We start from the raw sequence: 16,532 nt of genomic DNA, 5'->3' as shown, positions 1-16,532 counted from the left end.
CACAGGAAGAGCTGAGATTGCACCTTGAATTCGGACATGAACTGTTACTTGCCGATACGATCTCTCCAAGCGGTGACATACTCATCCTTGGCAAGACCCATCTTCACTGCATCGTAGTCGATCAACTTGATGTCGGACAGCTTCACAGCACCTTCTGCAACGGTAGCCTTCGGGTTGACCGGCAGACGGGAGTACTTCTTGAACAGGTTCTGTGCTTCTTCGGTGAAACACCAATCCATGAAAATCTTGGCTTCTTCCACCTGCCTGGCCCCATTGATCATGGAAACTGCACCAACTTCATAGCCGGTTCCTTCCTCGGGGAAGCTCATGACCAACGGATACCCCATGGCAACACCCTTTGCAACAATATCGTGGGAAAAGGAGATGCCGACGGCACATTCGCCAAGGCCGGCGCGTGCGATACAGGCAGTACCGCTCTTGGTGTACTGATGAACGTTCTTATCGAACTTCTCCCACCAATCGAGGGCTCCGGCCAAACCTTTCATTTGAATGATGGTGGCCCAGGTTGTGTAGGCGGTTCCGCTGGTATACGGATACGCCATTTCAATCTGTCCCTTGTAGACAGGGTTGAGCAAATCGTCCCAACTCTTGGGGGGTTGGAGATTATGCTTCTTCAAAAACTCGGTGTTGGTCACAAAGCCGATGGCACCGGTATAAAAGCCATTCCAGCTGTAATCATCGGCATGCAGCATCGGTGCAAGCTCGAAATCAGTGGCGGGCTTGTAGGGAGTCAGCAGACCCTTGGACTGGGCATTGATGTGATCGGTATTGGAACCGCCGAACCAAACACTAGCCTGCGGATTGGACTTCTCCGCCTCCATTCGGGCCAAAACCTCACCAGAGCTCATACGTACATACTCTACCTTGATCCCAGAAGACTTCTGAAATACATCCAAGTAGTACTGAGCCTCCTCGGTATCGAGCGCAGTATACATCTGCAGCGTCTGATACTTCTTCGGTCCGCTTTCCGCTGTCGCCTGGGCGAACAAAGGCATGACAAGCATGAGCACAGCTGCCACTACACATACCATTTTCTTCATAATCGATCCTCCTTTCTATACAGCTCCTTTACCAGGAGCGGCAACACCTTCGAGCTCAGGAACGCATCCTCCTTTGTCCCTGACCCTTTCATGAAAACGTTACCATACTTTGATGATTGCATCAAAGTTGTCATTTGTCAAATAATTCTCAAATTTCTTCCCATTCACCAGCAACAGCAATGCACTGCAAGAAAATTGCAGGAATTCATCAGGCTTGACTGTAAGAACGTTTTCACATTACAGCAGGGACCGAGAGGCAAGCAGACGGGAGCGAACCTTCTCTCCGATTGCTTGATTGAACGGTTCGAAATCCTCATAGGTATACTCACAGATGAATCGACCTTGATACGATTGGACAAGGGAGAACACCTGGTCAAACGGAACACTGCCAAAGAAAGGCGGAATGTGGATATCACCCCGTCCGAATTCCCTGCGATGGGACATCGACAGGCAGTCGTAGGCAAGACGGTCGGTGATCCTCAACTCCTCGAAACGCCCGGTATTGTCATTGAGGTGCATATGGCATAGATGGGGGGCCATCTGCTTCACAGCCTCCAGAAAGTCGAACCCAAAGCGCTTGGATGCGAGGTATGCATGACCCGTATCGAGATTGAGTTTGAGATTGGGATGACGGATTTCATCCATCAATGCCACCACCGGCTCTACCAGCTCAACCTCGATGTTCTCGACAGCCAAGGTTATTCCAAGCCTGAGGGCAAGGTCGGCCGCCCATCTATGGGCATCGAGGAACTGCCGTTCGGCCTTCAGGTTGTTGGTCTTCACCTCATAATGCAATACCAGGATATCCATATGCAGGACGTGGCAGATTTGAAGCGAGGAGCGCAGGACCGAAGCATGAAGTTCGTGGTTTTCCAGATTGCGTAAATCCAGGCCACGTCCGATATGAGCTGAATACAGTAGGGGGTACCGTGCAAGCACCGGCTCGACGGCATCTACCCAGGCCGAGCAAATATTCCCATCGATGATGAAGGGGAACATCTCCAGCGACATCTCAACGGCATCGAATCCTTGCCCCTGAACTTTTGCCAGGAAGGCATCGAGGGCCTCCAAGGTTCTGACTTTGGGCATTTTCACCCCGATAACCGGCCATCTCATTATTTGCATAGGGCAAGTGTAGCACCGCTGTCTTGCAAACACCAGCATCGTTTGCTTGACAGCAGAATATCGGATGATACTATGAGGCACAGGAGGATTATTCAGATGCAGATCGGCCTCAATAGAATCATCGCCCCCTCGCTGCCCCTTTATGACTTCTTTTCTCTCGCCCAGCGGTGTGGCTGCTCGGTCATTGAATTGAGAAATGATGGAGGAACTCAACACCCGTTCGACGGGAAAAAGGCAGAAGAGGTACGCGACCATCTTGCCAAGCATCAGCTCAAGGTGGCTACCATCAACGCCCTCCAACGCTTCAATGAGTATTCCGAGGCTAAGAATCAAGAGCTCCGCACTCTTTTGGAATATGCAAAAAACCTGCGTGCCGATGCGATTGTGCTCTGCCCGGTCAACGGCATCGATGCCAATGAGAATCGCTCGTCGTGGTTGGAACGCACCCGCTATGCACTCTCCCAGTACGGACCGCTGTTTGAAGAGTATGGACTATACGGCTATGTAGAACCGCTGGGCTTCACAGCAAGTTCCCTGCGAAGCAAAGCCGAGGCGATTGAGGCGATCGAAGGCAGCGGATATGAGCGGTGGTACCGCCTTGTGCATGACACCTTCCACCATCACCTTGCCAACGAAAAGCAGTATTTTGCCTCAATGACCGGCTTGGTACATCTCTCCTCTGTGGCAGCAGGTTCGTTGCACAAAGAACCGACCGATGCCGACAGGATCCTCTTCTTGGAGGACGATCTGCTGGCCACCAGGGAACAGGCGCAAGCCTTGGTCAACAGCGGCTATCGGGGAACCTTCTCGTTTGAACCGTTCAGTCCTGCAGTACAGAACCTCGACATTGAGTCGTTGGAAATGGAAATACAGAAGAGCATCAACCAACTCTTCCGCTGAGCGCTTCCAAGCTCTGCAGCGCCCGGTCGAACAGTCCAAGCTCATAATAAAGGTCGAGCACGGTATAGCGATTGCGAATCATCTGCGCCCCGGTCACGGCCCGCTTCAAGTCCTCGAGCGTTGCATTGATGTGGCTCGGATGCACGGGACAGCCCACTTCAATAAGAGAATCCCTCAGCTCCTTGGAAGGAGGAAGCTGTACGGAGATTCGCTCCTTCAGGGTGGGCAGCAGGGCAATCAACGCCTTTCGTCTTGCCTGCAAGGCCTTCCCTTCCAAGAACTTCGCCTTGGAGACGGAAAGAGCTTCCTCGGCTACCGTTTTATTGGAAAAGAAGGAGAGAATTGCCTGCTTCCGCTCCTCCCAGCTTTGGGTGGGCTTGCCATAACATTCAGTAACATCCAGCATGGCAAGTTCTTCATAGAGGTGAGCGATTGCCATCGTCCCTACCGCGACCTTGAACCCATGGCTTACCGGCAGACCGTCCTTGCTCAGGTGTTCCATCTCCCAAATATGGCTGATCAGATGTTCTGCACCGCTTGCCGGGCGTGAGTCATGCATGATCTGCATGGCAAACCCGCTTGCCGAGAGCGCATCGAAAAGCAGGCCGATACCTTCGCGCTGCCTGTTGGCGATACCCTTGTGATGAGCATACACCAAGCGAAGAGGCTTTTGGACCATCTCCCAGACATCGTCCCGTATGGGTTGCACACCTAAAAGATCTGCAAGGATCCAGTCCATGCCCGCCGTATATTTGGCCATGCAATCACCATAGCCGCTGGCTATCATCTCAGCAGGAGCCTCACAGAGAATATCGGTATCGGCAAGGACCACCATAGGGGCGGCACAACTGAGCGTCTGTTTGAAACCCTTGATCGAGACGGCTGCGCCATAGGAGGTGTATCCATCCACCGAAGGGGCGGTGGCGACTACCATGTAGGGACGGTCCAGCTCTGAACTTGCACGCTTGGTGATATCATTGAGCGTCCCCGAGCCGAGGACGACGGCGATGCTGTTGTCCATCTCAAGACTGAGACGGACCTGGGCGATGGAGTGCTCGTCCGCATAGGGCTGCGGGTGGGCCGGGAATATGAACTGACGAACCTCGATGCCGGCCTTCTGTAGCGATCGGGCGGTGGCAAAGCCTCCAATGCGAAGGGTGTTCCCATCGGCGATCAACAGCGCGTTCGTATGACCGAATGCCTCCACAAAGGTTGAGCCTACCTTCTTCAAGGCCCCTCTTTGCACCAGCGAAATCTTCGTATCCATGCAAGCCTCCTTTTTGAGCATACCACAGACTCTTGAGTGAGGAAAAGCAGTGCGATACACTGCCTCCATGACACATACAACCTTCTCAATCCTCGGTGATTCCATATCAACCTTCAAAGGTTTTGTTCCCCAAGAGAACGAACTCTTCTACCCCAAGGAGGGGGTGGACGTCATCAACGTCGAACACACCTGGTGGCATCAGCTGGCAAAGCGGTGCAATCTGGACCTGATCATGAACGAGTCGTACTCGGGCAGCAGGATCAGCAGAACCGGCTTGAGACCCCTTTCTTCTTGTTTCCAGGATGAAAAAAGGCAGTCCCGGCTCTGTGGCGACCTGATCATCGTCTTTGGAGGAACCAACGACTGGGGACAGGCCGACCTGCCGGTAACCAAGGAGGTGTTCATCCAAGCATATGAGCAGTTGGTGGCAGCCATGCTTGAGCGGCATTCAGCAAGCAAGCTCTACTTCTGCACTCCCCTGCAACGCACCGACAGAACCCTGGAGCAAGTGAACATGCACAACTGGAGTCAGCTTGAGCTTGCGCAGGTGGTACGCGACTGCGTTGCTCGCCATCCGAAAGCCAACCTTATCGACCTGGCAGCCTATCCCATCCACGAAGGGGACGGGATGCTGGCAGACAACCTCCACCCCACCAGACAGGGAATGAAAACCCTCTCACACCTAATTCAGCAGGGATTAGGACTGTAGCAGGGCGGGAAGCAACAAGGACCTGCAATAATCGAGCCCGGCCTCCACTAAATCAAAGGAGGCCGAGCTGATATTCCAATCGAGGAAGAGACCGCGAATCGCTCGGTTGAAGAAGTTTGCATATTCAGCAGCCCCTTTCTCCTTCCGAAACAAGCCCGTCTCTTGCCCCTCCTCGATGATCGAGCAGATGAAGGTGTACCAGAATCGGCTTTGGTCGGTGATGACCTTGTCCGATCCCTCCTTGAGCACCTGATTGGCATACAGGACCTTCAGTGTCTCACAGCCGATGACATCGCGTACATACAGAAGCTGCAACTCGGTGAACCTGAGCAGTCGCCGTGGAGCAGAGGCCTGCTTGAGCACCTCTGCCTCAATGCTGCGGTAGTAGGCATCGATGGTCCAGAACTCCTCGACGATGATGTCGCTCTTGGTGCTGAAGTAGGTGTAAAAACTCCCCTTCGCCGTACCCGCATAATCGGTGATCTCCCTGATGGAGACCTGGTCGAAGCCCTTCTTCTTGAACAGCGTCAATGCTCTTTCAAAAATCAGTTGCTTGGTTGCTTCTGCCTTGCCGTGCGGTTTGGGTTGCTTTGCCATTCCTTCTCCTCAGTCCAGAATCTTGCCGGGGTTCATTATGTACAGGGGATCGAAGGCAGTTTTCAAGGCCTTGAAGAGCTGATACTCCGCATCAGGAATCAACGCTTTCAAGAACCCTTTTCGCTTCAAACCGATACCGTGCTCCCCGCTGATCTTCCCTCCCAGCTCGCCGGTGATGAAGGCATAGAGCTCGGTAAGAAGCTTTGGTTCCAACTCCTTCCAATCAGCAAGGCTCATCCCGGGATCCTTGACTATGGTCGCATGGAGATTCCCATCCCCGGCGTGGCCGTAGCAGGGAATCCTGACCTGATACTTCTCTTTCAGCTCCTGTAGACGGGGGAGTACAAGCGGGATGGAGGCGATGGGAACCACCACATCCTCCAGGCTCTGAACCGGGCTGTAGACCTTGATCGCCTCGGCGATGTTGCGCCGCACCGACCAGATGCGTTCACGGGTGGTGGCATCCTCGGCGATGTAGACTTCCATCGCCCCCTGCCCGCTGCACAGATCCCCAACCTGAATCAGTTCCCGCTCGACAGTCTGTTCATCCGTTCCGTCAATCTCGATGAGCAGCATGGCACCCACCCCTTCAAGAGGCAGGCTCTCATTCAGGTAGGAACAGGACATCTCGATCGAGCTGCGGTCCATGAATTCAATGCTGGTGGGGATGATGCCCTGCTTCATGATCAGGGGAACCACCGCGATTGCCTGTTGGGCGGTGGCGAACGGTACCAAAAGATTGGAGGCGACTTTGGGCACACCCAGCAGCTTGATCGTTGCCTTGGTGATGATTCCCAGCGTCCCTTCGCTGCCGATGTACAGCTGCTTCAAGTCATATCCGCTCACATCCTTGGTCACCTTTCCGCCCAGTTCCACAATGTCTCCCTGCGGGGTGACCACCTCCATACCTAAAATGTATCGACCGGTCACTCCGTACTTGACCGCCTTTCCTCCACCGGCATTCTCTGCAATATTGCCGCCTAAAAAACAGGTCTCAAGGCTCATCGGATAGCCTGCAAAGAAGAGCCCCCGGCTCTTCAATTGTTCATTCAGTTCATTGGTGACGATACCGGCCTCGGCGGTGACCGTCAGGTTTGCCTCATCGATTTCCAAGACCTTGTTCATCTTTTCCACCGATAATACGATGCCTCCGAACAAGGGAATGGCACCACCTGAGAGGCCCGAACCCGCACCACGGGGTGTTACAGGAATACGTTCTCTGGTGGCAAGCTTCATAACCGCAGCAATTTGATCGGCCGAGGTCGGGGTGATTACCACCTCGGGACTGTGGGCATACTCCTCCTTGGAGGTTTCGTCATGACTGTAGTTTTCCATCCGCTCAAGGTCGGTCAGGAGATTGGATTTGCCAACAATCGCCTCAAGTTCACCGACCAGTTCCCTGGTGACGACTCCATATATCGAATTCATGCCTGCCTCCTTGCTTCCAGCCGCTTTTGAATCTCCGGCAGGATGGTGAATAAATCTCCGACCAGGGCGAAGTCTGCGAGATCGAGAATGTTTGCATGCTCGTCGTGATTGATCGCCACAATGCACTTTGCGGTCTTGATGCCTGCAAGATGCTGGATGGCCCCCGAAATCCCCACCGCCACATACAGGCGCGGTGAGACGGTCTTGCCCGAGAGTCCGACCTGATGGGGATAGGCCGCCCACCCGCGGTCCACTGCATCCCTGCTCGCTCCAACTTCCCCGCCGAGAGCCTTTGCAAGGTCCTCGACCAAGGTAAAGTTGTCCCGCTTCTTCAAGCCCTTACCTCCGCTGACAACAATCTCGGCCTCTTCAATGCTTGCATTCTGGCCTTCCAAACTCCTCAGTCCGAGAACCTCTACACATGCATTCTTCCAACTCGGAGATGGAGGAATATGCACAATCGTACCAACACGACTGCCGTCACGCATTGGTTTCTTGGTTGAACGAGGCCTGATGGTCGCCATCTGGGGGCGATGGTCGGGACTCTTGATGGTTGCCATGATATTGCCACCGATTGCAGGCCTGGTCTGTAGCAGATTCCCCGTTCCCGGCTCGATCGCCAGCTCGGTGCAGTCGGCAGTCAAACCGGCATGGACCTGGACGGCCACATAGGGCATCAAGGTGCGTCCGGTGGTGGTGGCCGCTGCAATCATCACCTGAGGCTTGTGTTCCTTGATCAGAGGAACCAACACGTTTGCATAGCTTTCGCACGTAAAGTCGGCAAGACACGGATCATCGGCAACGTAGACTACATCGGCCCCATGTTCGATCAGCGATTGCAATGCGGACTCTTCGATCCCATGTCCCAACACCACTGCCGCCAACGATACACCCAAGCTGTCGGCAAGGGCCCTTCCTCTACCAAGGAGCTCGAGGGAGACATCCTTCATCCCATGCTCGGAATATTCACTGAGCGTCCATACATCAGCCATGATGGGCACCTCCTTCACCAAGCAAATCCCGCTCTTCCAGAAATGCAATCAACCGGTCCACAGCCGCGACGAGGGAGGCATCGTCCTCAACCTTGGCGACAATGCAGTTTCGGCTGACCTTGGGAATCTCGATCTTGACGACCTTGGTCGGCGATCCCTTAAGACCGATGAACCGGCTGTCGGCCTCAAGGGCCTGGGCGTCCCAGACTGCGATTGAACTGGCCATCGCCCGCTTCTTTCCGCTGAGGGTGGGAAGGCGAACCGACGAGATTTCCTTTATGACGGTAAGGAGTGCCGGCAAGGTGGTTCTCACCTTCTGATAGCCCTCCTCGACCAAGCGCTCGGCGATAAGGGAATCAGCATGCACCTGCTCAATCTTTGATACATAGCTCAGAACCGGAAGACCGAGCCATGAGGCAAGAGCCGGCCCGACTTGGGCGGTGTCCCCGTCGGTTGCCCGCTCTCCGGTCAGAATCAAGTCAGGAATGCCAAGCTTCTTGACTGCCAGTGACAGGATGTATGAAGTAGCCCAGGTATCGGAGCCTCCGAAGGCCCGGTCGGTCAGATGCACGGCGTCGTCACACCCCATGGCGATGGCTTCCTTGAGCACCTTGACGGCGCTTTGCGGCCCCATGGTGATGACGCTGACCCGTGCCTGATAGCGATCCTTCAATGCAAGGGCTGCACTGACGGCATACAGATCCAATGGATTGAGAATGGATGCAGAGCTCGACCGGATCATGGTGCCGGTCTGTTTGTCCATCTGTACATCACTGGTCTGGGGAACTTGTTTGATGGGAACGATGATATGCATGATACCCCCTCTTTTGCTCCATGGTAGAGTGGGTTTGATCAGAGGTCAACAAAAAAATGACCGCGGTCATTTTTTATTCCATACATCATCACCATACAAAAAACCGGGGCGTAAACCCCGGCTTAATACGAAAAAAAGGCATGCACCAACTGCTACAAATTGGTGGGAATATAGCCTCCAAAAACCATCGGTAGGAAGAGGCTGATCTGGGGAATGAAGGACACGAGCAAAAGCGCGACGATCATACAGAGATAGAACGGAAGCGTTGCCTTGACAACCCTTTCCATGGAAATTTTTGCAACGGCCGAACCGATGAACAGAACGGCTCCTACAGGAGGAGTCAAGAGACCGATACCGCAGTTGAGCACCACCATGATGCCGAACTGAATGGGATCGAGGCCGCAGACGCCGGTTGCGATGGGGAACAGAATCGGGGTGGCGATGAGGATGATCGGTGCCATATCCATGATGCAGCCGAGAACCAGCAAAATCACATTCAACAACAGAATCAGAAGAATCCTGTTGCTGGTGAGACTGGTGATTGCATTTGCGGCCAGATCGGGGACATGGAGAGTGGTCAGACAGTACCCGAAGACCGAAGAGGTAGCGATAAGAATCAGCACTATTGCCAAGGTTCCTACACAATCGTCCAAAGCCTTCCATACACCCTTCCAGGTCAAGCCCTTATAGATGAAGACCGAGACAATAAGGGAGTAAATAACTGCAATGGCTGCTGATTCAGTAGCAGTAAAGAAACCGGCGACAACACCGATGACAACAATGATGACAGCCGCCAAAGCCCAGAAGGATTTTCCCAATTGCACAAAAAAGTTCTTGATACTGAACGCATCCCCCTTGGGATAGCCGCGCTTCACCGCAAAGATGTAAGAACCGATCATCAAGGTGACGGCAAGCAGAGCACCAGGGAGGTAGCCGGCAAGAAAGAGGCTTCCAACTGAAATACCGCCAGCGGTGGTGGCATAGATGACCATGTTGTGGCTGGGAGGCACGAGCAAGCCCTCGCAGGAGCTGGTAATCGTGACTGCGGTGGAGAAGTCTGCATCATAGCCTTCGTTGACCATCATGGGAATGAGGATGGAGCCAAGTGAGGCTGTGTCGGCGGCAGCAGAGCCGGAAATGCCTCCGAAGAAGTACGAAGCCACGATGTTCACCTGGGCAAGGCCGCCTCTCATCCAACCCACACACGCATTGGCAAGAGCAATGAGTTTTTCCGATATCCCACCGGAACCCATCAGCACACCCATGGTTATGAAGAAGGGAACCGCCATCAGCGAGAACGAGCTGATGCCCTTGACCATAAGTCGGCAGATATCATTCAGGCTTGAGCCCTGGAAAAGCATACAGAAGACTGAGGAAAGCCCTACCGCATAGGCAATGGGAAAACGAAGGAGAATCATGGCAAAGAAAGTTCCCAGGAGAATCAGAATTGCAATACTGTTTGCGTCCATCAGGCTTTCTCCTCTTCCTTCACAAAGAAGGATTTCAAATGGTTGTACAGGGATTCCAACTCAAAAATGATCATGGCAAATCCTGCGAGGGGAACAGGAAAATACATCCAGAAACGACTGAGCCATGGCATTGAAACATATGTTCCCCTACTTCCGATGGTCGTGGCATAACGCCAACCGACAAAGAGCATGATCAAGCCCAGGCTGAGGACTGCGATATCAGAGAGGATGTCCAGGAACTTGATGACCCGTTTGGGAAGGTATTTATCAAAGGCGGTCATCCTGATGTGCGAACACCGCCTGATGGCAAGGGCGGCGGAAAGGACAGCCATATAGGACATGCAAGTCAATACCACCTCTTCCGACCAGGCAGGGTCTTTAAGGAAAGGAATGTATTGATTGAACATTCGGCCGGCTACTGCATAACTGGTGATCAGGATGTCTGCAATCAGCAATAATTTGCAGGCTATCATGACAATCCTGTCCGTCCAATCATATGCATGTTTGATTTTATCCATGGTTGCAAAGAACTTTGACATGGTGTATCTCCTGAGACTTGAAAAGGTGGGATTGATTCTTCAATCCCACCGATACCTGACATAAAAACCCTTACTTCAATGCCTTGATCTTCTGATACAGAGCAGCCTGGCTCTTGGTATTCTCTTCGATCACAGCCTTGCTGGCTTCGGCCCATTCAGCCTTGTTGGTTACTTCAACAATATTGGTGCCTTGTGCCTTGAGCGCTGCAAGCACTTCGTTCTCGGCATTCTCGCTGATCTCGGCATTGTATGCCTGAGCAAGCTTGCCTGCTTCCATGATGGCGCTTCTCTGCTTCTCGGACAGCTTGTTCCAAGCATTGTCGGTGATGACAACCTGGATGGCACCAAGGGTGTGGCCGTCAAGAATCATGGTAGGGGCAACTTCCTGGAAAGCGTTGGCCTTGTAGTTTGCAATCGGCTGCTCGGCGCCGTCGACAACACCGGTCTGCAGGGCGGAATAGAGCTCACCAAAGGATACTACGGTCGGGGAAGCCCCAAGGCCTCTTACCATGCCGTTCATAACGGGGTCGTTGGATACGCGAAGCTTCATGCCCTTGAGGTCACTCATCTTTGCAACTTTCTTTACAGTAAAGAAATGTCTGAAACCTTCCTCACCATAGAAAACACCGCGGATGGGAAGACCGATGGTCTGGGGTTCGTTCAAGAATTCAGGAGCAAGGTCGGAGTTGGCAAATGCCCAGAAGTGAGCCCTGTTCTCGAAGGTGAACGGAATAGAAAGAAGCTTGGACTTTACAGCACCATAACTGGTCAGTGCAAAAGCGGAAATTCTGGACATGTCGATCGAGGTACCACCACCGAGAATCGAGTCAAGAACGTCGTTCTCCGATCCAAGAACACCGGAAGCCTGGATGTCGATGGTCACCGTTCCACCGCTGAGTTTTTCGACCTGCTGCTTGAAATAGACACCGGTCTTGCCAACGATGCTGTCAAGAGGGTTTACCTCGGCATAGACAAGCTTTACATTTTTTTCAACTGCGGGACCCGCAGCTGGAGCTTCTTGCGAACCAGCGGCAAATGCCATGGATGAACAGAGCACGAGCGCCAAAAGAACCAACATTACACGTTTCATAGGAGCCTCCTAATAGAAATTCGACCTGGTTACCACAGGTACATGAAAAATGTAAATCAGGAAAATCACGCACACAAGGAGCAGTCAAAGAAAGTACAATCTATCCAAAAAATTGAAAAAACTGTTTAGGTATCTCTAATCCTTTCAACAATTTCTCGTTCCTTCTGTCCCAGCTCATGGTACAGCGGCTCCATGGCTTGCTTCAATGCAAACATGTCCTCATCACTGGGAATGATGAATGTAACTCCTGATTGCACTGCCTTCTCATACGCCCGGTTCTCCTCTTCCTGCCAGAGTTTTCGCTCATACACCCCGCTATCCCTTGCACATGCTTCGATAATCTCAACAAAGCCGGGATCGATGGCGGATACTTTCTTTTGGGCATCGGCGCTTATCATTACGACTTCGGGCAGCCGGAAGTGCTCATCCTGATAGAAATAAGGGGCCGCTTGGTTGTGGTCCATAAACACATAACTGGGAAGGTTGTTCTCCGCCCCGTCGATTCGTAGTTTCTGCAATGCAGAATAGACATCCCCATAGGGAATCTGCACCGCCTCGGCACCAAGCAGTTCGATGGTACGACTCATCATGTCATTCTCCTGGACCCTTATCGTAAGGTCCTGAAGGGAAGCAAAGCTGGAAATCGGAGTTCTTGTGTAGAAACTCCTGGCTCCGGCATCGTACCAAGCCAATCCAATAATACCCTTGCCCGACATTTCACGCAGATACATGTCACCGATATCCCCGTCCAGGACCCTCCACATATGCTCGCTGTCGGTGTACAAGTAGGGCAGTTGGAGCGTCCAGAGCTCTGGAAAGAAACGGGAGAGCGTGCCCAGCGAGAAACGGGACATATCGATGCCTCCATAGGTCATCTGCTCCATCACACTGTTCTCCGACCCCAATACACTATCGGGGTAGATCCTGATCTCTATCTTCCCCCCAGTCCGCTTTTTCACAAGTTCAGCCATATATTTGGCCGCTTCAACAGTGGGGTAGCCGGTACTCTGGTTATCGGCATAGCGGAGCACCAACTCGGGATGGCTGGGCTCCTCCTTGCGGCAGGCAAAGAAGATGCAGATGAGCAACAATGCAACAAGCAGGACTTTCTTCATTTTCTCACTCCCCCACTGACCTGTCTTCGGTATTCGGTTGGAGTAAGCCCCGTATTTTTCTTGAAGGCACGGGTGAAATAGCTGGAACTGTCGTAGCCGACCATCGAGGCGATTTCCGAAGCCGACTTGAAGGGATCGCACAGATAGTCCTTTGCCGCCGAAATCCTGAGATTTGTGATGTAATCGAGGAAATTGACCCCGGTGCAGCGTTTGAAGATGCAGCTCAGATACGATGCATTGATATTGAGCAGGCTGCTTACCGAATCCAAGGAAAGGTCGTAGTTCATATAGCTGTGTTCCAGATACTTCTTTACCTTGGCCATCATCAGGGCGGCCTTGTCGGAAACCTCATCCACTTCCAGACAATCGCCTTCAGGAGGCCGGACAGCCTTCAGCTGCCGCTCGGCTTCCACCTGGCTGATCGCCCGCTTTACAGCCCTCAACACATCCTCCTTATCCACTGGTTTGAGAATATAGTCGATGGCCCCCAGCTTTACAGCTTCACGGGCGTAGGAGAATACACTGTAGGCCGTTATGAAAATAATACGGCACAAGGGCTTGTCCGCCAGAATCCTTTGGGCGGCTTCCAAACCGTTGAGAGCCGGCATCTCAATATCCATAAGGACGACATCCACATCGTACAGGGAGGCATACGTAACGGCCAACCGCCCGTTTTCCACCTGATACAGTTCCAGGAGGGGATTGGGCGAGAGTATTTTATACAGAAGCTCTCGTTCGACACTTTCGTCATCAACTATCAGTATCTTGATCATCCTCTTCCTCCTCCTTTTTCAATACCAACGGCATTTCGATAGAGATTGTTGTGCCATACCCTTCCTCGGAACTCACCTTCAGGGAACACCGGGCATCCAGCAGCTTCAATCGGGCGGCGACGGTATACAAACCTATATGCTCTCCGGTGACCGGAGAGTCGAGCAGCCGGGAATGAAGCGCCTCCAAGGCCTCGTTCTTCATCCCCACCCCGTCATCCCTGACCTGTACGAAGAGGATGCCATCCTTCTCTTCCAAGGTGAGCCAAACGCTGCCGGCACTCTCTTTCGGACCAAGCCCATGCTTGAAGGAGTTCTCCACCAAAGGTTGGAGAAAGAAGGATGGCACCAGCGTCTCGGTCAACACCAAGGAGGGAGAGATATCCCAATAAAGCGACATCTTTTCCTTGAACCTGGCTTTGTAGAGACTGTAGTACTCATCTACAATCTGGATCTCCCTCGAAAGAGGAACCTGCACCTCATTGTCGGCGAGTGCGTACCGGAACAGACGGGCAAGGGAGGAGAGCAATGCATCGGTTTCTTCAGCATTCTCCTCCTGGGCGGTGTATTTGATCACATTGATGGTGTTGAAGAGGAAATGGGGGTTTATCTGGCTTCGTAGAAGCTGCAGCTTCTCTCGTTCGAGCAGATTCTGCATAGCCAACGCCTCAGTATTTTTCTTGTGAATCTCCTTCTCCATCTCATTGTTCGCCGTGAGCAATCGCACCTGGTTGCGCATCGCCTTCTTCATCTCATTGAACGCCCGGGCCATATCCCCGATTTCATCCTTGCGATGCACCGAAATCTCGGGCCTGTCATAATCCCCCGCGGTTATCGCCTTGGAGGAGCGCGCCATCTCCTGGACAGTGGCGAGTATCCGAATCACTTCCTTGAAAGCGGCGAAACCGAAGAGAATCATCACAAGAACCGTAAGGCCGTATACCGCGTCCAAATCATCGTTGAGCCGTATCAACCTGTCGTAGGCGGATTGGTTGTCCATGATGGCCCGTTCGATCAGCTGCTGCACGTAGAGGTAGAGGTAGTTGAGCCTTGGTTCGAGATTGGAGTAGTACATCGTCGATGCCTTGTCGATGTTATTTTTAAGCAGTTGGTCCTGCATGGCCGAAAGATAGGTGCGATAGTTGTTGTAGGTGGTATTCACCGCCTGCACCAGAAGGTACTGCTCCACCCCGACTTGTCTACACGCTGCAGTTTTCGCAGGACTCGGATGTACTGGACATCTTCAACGAGAAAGAGAAGGCAAGCTATCGGTGGCAGGATGTATACCATGCGTATTTCGAGAAGGAGAGCATCTACCTGTTCCTGACCAAGGACAAGGCGTTCCTACTCCCGCATGATGTGCTTGAAAACAGAAACGAGGTGACTACTCTCCTTGAGGCAAAGCTCGGCAGCGAGCGATGCACCAAACACATCAAGCCTTGAAATACTGGGGGTAGCGTTTGGAGAGAATGTCCATATCGGTAAGCACCCTGCCCAGGTGGACGAACAAGCCCTGCACCAGGGGTCGAGTGAGCGTCATTTTTGAAATCTCGAAGAAGAAAACCTAATGAGCACAGTGTTGATGATGAACAACAAATAAGAGCTTGAAATGTAGATTCAATCCCTGTAAGGATGCAATATACGGCTGAGGCTGATTTAGTTTGAACAGAACTTTATCAGCATTGCAGATAAGGTTTATCAAATAAAGTCTGTCAATCCACCCTGCAACAGTTTTCAATTCTTTCATCCAGTCTTGCTTGCTTTGTATTTCATTTCAATGCTTAAAGTTTCCAAACGATTACAGGCTTTCATCTCTTCAAGAATGGTCCTGACCAAACCAAAGAGAGCTCCCGCCTGGGTATAATCGGCTGGTGTATAGAAGTTGATCCGATCCTCGGCCATCAGGCGATAGGCTGTCTCCTCCTTACCCTGCATGTAGACGGCAATGCTCTTTCCACCGTTCTGCTTTACCAGCTTCATGCAAGGCACATCGGTAAGGCCATCCCCGATATAAATCATATTGCGAAACGGTACGGTGCGCTCAGTCTCGGCCTTATAGGCATTCAGGGCCTGATCCTCATGGACATCGAGCACACCCTTGTTGATCCGAAAGAGAAATTGCGTCTTTGCCGTATAGTTGACCGAAAGCTTCGGCCACACCGCAACACCATTTTCGTCGTACAGATACTCGCAGGCATAGATGCGACGGAATGCACCACCGATCGCCGACCCTTCGATGATCTCCTTGAGCCCGGAGGAGATGATGTAGTGCTCGATGACCAGGCCAAGCTCTTCTCCCAGGTTGTTGACGAGCGAGAACCAATCCAGGACACCTGGGAAGAACTCAAGCTCGCGCCCCAGGGCGACAAAGTCGCTTCTCCTGATCGGCTTTGCCTGTCTCTTGGACTCATCAAGCATCAATTTCATGTAGGAAAGAATGCTGTCCATACCCTGCGTTCGGGCAAGGGTGTTCGCCTTCTGCCAGAACTCAGCTGCACTGAGCCCCAAATTGGGAATGAAGGTGTACTCCTGCATATCACGGGTGGTCAGGGTTTTATCAAAATCGTACATGATGGCTATCGTCGGTCGTGTTTCCATAGTGGAGACAGTATACCATGAAGGATGGATGGGAAGCAGGCAAATATTAGTTGACATA

16 protein-coding genes are annotated in these 16,532 nt (G+C 52.5%); 2 read left to right on the top strand and 14 right to left on the bottom strand.

All coding sequences use genetic code 11. The annotated features are described in order from the left end of the window. Nucleotides 1-44 precede the first annotated feature (44 nt). Both MUG09_RS02715 and MUG09_RS02710 read right to left on the bottom strand, forming a co-directional pair. A complete protein-coding gene (locus MUG09_RS02715) occupies nt 45-1,061 on the bottom strand; it encodes an ABC transporter substrate-binding protein (protein WP_244773320.1) in 1,017 nt (338 codons plus the stop codon). Nucleotides 1,062-1,298: 237 nt separating this feature from the next. Continuing rightward, nucleotides 1,299-2,186, bottom strand: coding sequence for a sugar phosphate isomerase/epimerase family protein (locus tag MUG09_RS02710; protein WP_244773319.1), 888 nt, complete (start codon nt 2,184-2,186; stop codon nt 1,299-1,301). Nucleotides 2,187-2,282: 96 nt separating this feature from the next. On the opposite strand from MUG09_RS02710, the gene MUG09_RS02705 reads away from it, so the two are divergent. Further along, nucleotides 2,283-3,086 carry a TIM barrel protein gene (locus MUG09_RS02705; protein ID WP_244773318.1) on the top strand — a complete coding sequence of 268 codons (804 nt, stop codon included), beginning with the start codon at nt 2,283-2,285 and terminating at the stop codon, nt 3,084-3,086. On the opposite strand, the gene MUG09_RS02700 is transcribed toward MUG09_RS02705, so the two are convergent. Beyond that, entirely contained in the window at nt 3,067-4,353 is a 1,287-nt protein-coding gene (locus MUG09_RS02700; protein WP_244773317.1) for a sn-glycerol-1-phosphate dehydrogenase, read from the bottom strand. The two genes, MUG09_RS02705 and MUG09_RS02700, sit on opposite strands and share 20 nt — an antisense overlap. A gap of 67 nt (nt 4,354-4,420) precedes the next feature. Between MUG09_RS02700 and MUG09_RS02695 the strand changes: the two genes are divergently transcribed. Beyond that, complete coding sequence (locus tag MUG09_RS02695) at nt 4,421-5,062, top strand: SGNH/GDSL hydrolase family protein (RefSeq protein WP_244773315.1); 642 nt, start codon at nt 4,421-4,423, stop codon at nt 5,060-5,062. On the opposite strand, the gene MUG09_RS02690 is transcribed toward MUG09_RS02695, so the two are convergent. The 11 genes from MUG09_RS02690 to MUG09_RS02640 form a co-directional block, all read right to left on the bottom strand. Beyond that, on the bottom strand, nt 5,051-5,659 hold the full coding sequence (locus MUG09_RS02690) for a TetR/AcrR family transcriptional regulator (RefSeq protein ID WP_244773306.1): 609 nt from the start codon (nt 5,657-5,659) through the stop codon (nt 5,051-5,053). The two genes, MUG09_RS02695 and MUG09_RS02690, sit on opposite strands and share 12 nt — an antisense overlap. Nucleotides 5,660-5,668: 9 nt before the next feature. Beyond that, entirely contained in the window at nt 5,669-7,087 is a 1,419-nt protein-coding gene (locus MUG09_RS02685) for an FAD-binding oxidoreductase (RefSeq protein WP_244773304.1), read from the bottom strand. After that, nucleotides 7,084-8,079, bottom strand: a complete 996-nt coding sequence (locus MUG09_RS02680; protein WP_244773302.1) for an electron transfer flavoprotein subunit alpha/FixB family protein — start codon at nt 8,077-8,079, stop codon at nt 7,084-7,086. The genes MUG09_RS02685 and MUG09_RS02680 overlap by 4 nt, the downstream gene beginning before the upstream one ends. Next, nucleotides 8,072-8,893, bottom strand: a complete 822-nt coding sequence (locus tag MUG09_RS02675) for an electron transfer flavoprotein subunit beta/FixA family protein (RefSeq protein ID WP_244773300.1) — start codon at nt 8,891-8,893, stop codon at nt 8,072-8,074. The genes MUG09_RS02680 and MUG09_RS02675 overlap by 8 nt, the downstream gene beginning before the upstream one ends. A gap of 152 nt (nt 8,894-9,045) precedes the next feature. After that, nucleotides 9,046-10,362 (bottom strand): TRAP transporter large permease, encoded by a 1,317-nt coding sequence (locus MUG09_RS02670; protein WP_244773298.1) that lies wholly within the window; start codon nt 10,360-10,362, stop codon nt 9,046-9,048. Next, nucleotides 10,362-10,901, bottom strand: coding sequence for a TRAP transporter small permease (locus MUG09_RS02665; RefSeq protein ID WP_244773296.1), 540 nt, complete (start codon nt 10,899-10,901; stop codon nt 10,362-10,364). The genes MUG09_RS02670 and MUG09_RS02665 overlap by 1 nt, the downstream gene beginning before the upstream one ends. A 70-nt stretch (nt 10,902-10,971) precedes the next feature. After that, nucleotides 10,972-11,991, bottom strand: a complete 1,020-nt coding sequence (locus tag MUG09_RS02660) for a TRAP transporter substrate-binding protein (protein WP_244773295.1) — start codon at nt 11,989-11,991, stop codon at nt 10,972-10,974. 125 nt (nt 11,992-12,116) lie between these two features. Further along, on the bottom strand, nt 12,117-13,106 hold the full coding sequence (locus MUG09_RS02655) for a TRAP transporter substrate-binding protein (protein WP_244773294.1): 990 nt from the start codon (nt 13,104-13,106) through the stop codon (nt 12,117-12,119). Then, nucleotides 13,103-13,879, bottom strand: coding sequence for a response regulator transcription factor (locus MUG09_RS02650; protein WP_244773293.1), 777 nt, complete (start codon nt 13,877-13,879; stop codon nt 13,103-13,105). The genes MUG09_RS02655 and MUG09_RS02650 overlap by 4 nt, the downstream gene beginning before the upstream one ends. Continuing rightward, entirely contained in the window at nt 13,857-15,065 is a 1,209-nt protein-coding gene (locus MUG09_RS02645) for a sensor histidine kinase (protein WP_244773292.1), read from the bottom strand. The genes MUG09_RS02650 and MUG09_RS02645 overlap by 23 nt, the downstream gene beginning before the upstream one ends. Nucleotides 15,066-15,619: 554 nt before the next feature. Beyond that, nucleotides 15,620-16,474, bottom strand: coding sequence for an HAD family hydrolase (locus MUG09_RS02640; protein WP_244773290.1), 855 nt, complete (start codon nt 16,472-16,474; stop codon nt 15,620-15,622). Between the last annotated feature and the right edge of the window lie 58 nt (nt 16,475-16,532).

It is taken from the genome of Sphaerochaeta associata (assembly GCF_022869165.1).
Taxonomy (GTDB): domain Bacteria; phylum Spirochaetota; class Spirochaetia; order Sphaerochaetales; family Sphaerochaetaceae; genus Sphaerochaeta; species Sphaerochaeta associata.
Note: the sequence above shows the minus strand (reverse complement) of the source record. Positions and strands in the feature narration are given on the sequence as shown.

Bases quoted from the DNA above. Each gene is read 5' to 3' on its own strand.
- MUG09_RS02715 (WP_244773320.1), bottom strand. From the start codon at position 1,061: ATGAAGAAAATGGTATGTGTAGTGGCAGCTGTGCTCATGCTTGTCATG.
- MUG09_RS02710 (WP_244773319.1), bottom strand. From the start codon at position 2,186: ATGCAAATAATGAGATGGCCGGTTATCGGGGTGAAAATGCCCAAAGTC.
- MUG09_RS02705 (WP_244773318.1), top strand. From the start codon at position 2,283: ATGCAGATCGGCCTCAATAGAATCATCGCCCCCTCGCTGCCCCTTTAT.
- MUG09_RS02700 (WP_244773317.1), bottom strand. From the start codon at position 4,353: ATGGATACGAAGATTTCGCTGGTGCAAAGAGGGGCCTTGAAGAAGGTA.
- MUG09_RS02695 (WP_244773315.1), top strand. From the start codon at position 4,421: ATGACACATACAACCTTCTCAATCCTCGGTGATTCCATATCAACCTTC.
- MUG09_RS02690 (WP_244773306.1), bottom strand. From the start codon at position 5,659: ATGGCAAAGCAACCCAAACCGCACGGCAAGGCAGAAGCAACCAAGCAA.
- MUG09_RS02685 (WP_244773304.1), bottom strand. From the start codon at position 7,087: ATGAATTCGATATATGGAGTCGTCACCAGGGAACTGGTCGGTGAACTT.
- MUG09_RS02680 (WP_244773302.1), bottom strand. From the start codon at position 8,079: ATGGCTGATGTATGGACGCTCAGTGAATATTCCGAGCATGGGATGAAG.
- MUG09_RS02675 (WP_244773300.1), bottom strand. From the start codon at position 8,893: ATGCATATCATCGTTCCCATCAAACAAGTTCCCCAGACCAGTGATGTA.
- MUG09_RS02670 (WP_244773298.1), bottom strand. From the start codon at position 10,362: ATGGACGCAAACAGTATTGCAATTCTGATTCTCCTGGGAACTTTCTTT.
- MUG09_RS02665 (WP_244773296.1), bottom strand. From the start codon at position 10,901: ATGTCAAAGTTCTTTGCAACCATGGATAAAATCAAACATGCATATGAT.
- MUG09_RS02660 (WP_244773295.1), bottom strand. From the start codon at position 11,991: ATGAAACGTGTAATGTTGGTTCTTTTGGCGCTCGTGCTCTGTTCATCC.
- MUG09_RS02655 (WP_244773294.1), bottom strand. From the start codon at position 13,106: ATGAAGAAAGTCCTGCTTGTTGCATTGTTGCTCATCTGCATCTTCTTT.
- MUG09_RS02650 (WP_244773293.1), bottom strand. From the start codon at position 13,879: ATGATCAAGATACTGATAGTTGATGACGAAAGTGTCGAACGAGAGCTT.
- MUG09_RS02640 (WP_244773290.1), bottom strand. From the start codon at position 16,474: ATGGAAACACGACCGACGATAGCCATCATGTACGATTTTGATAAAACC.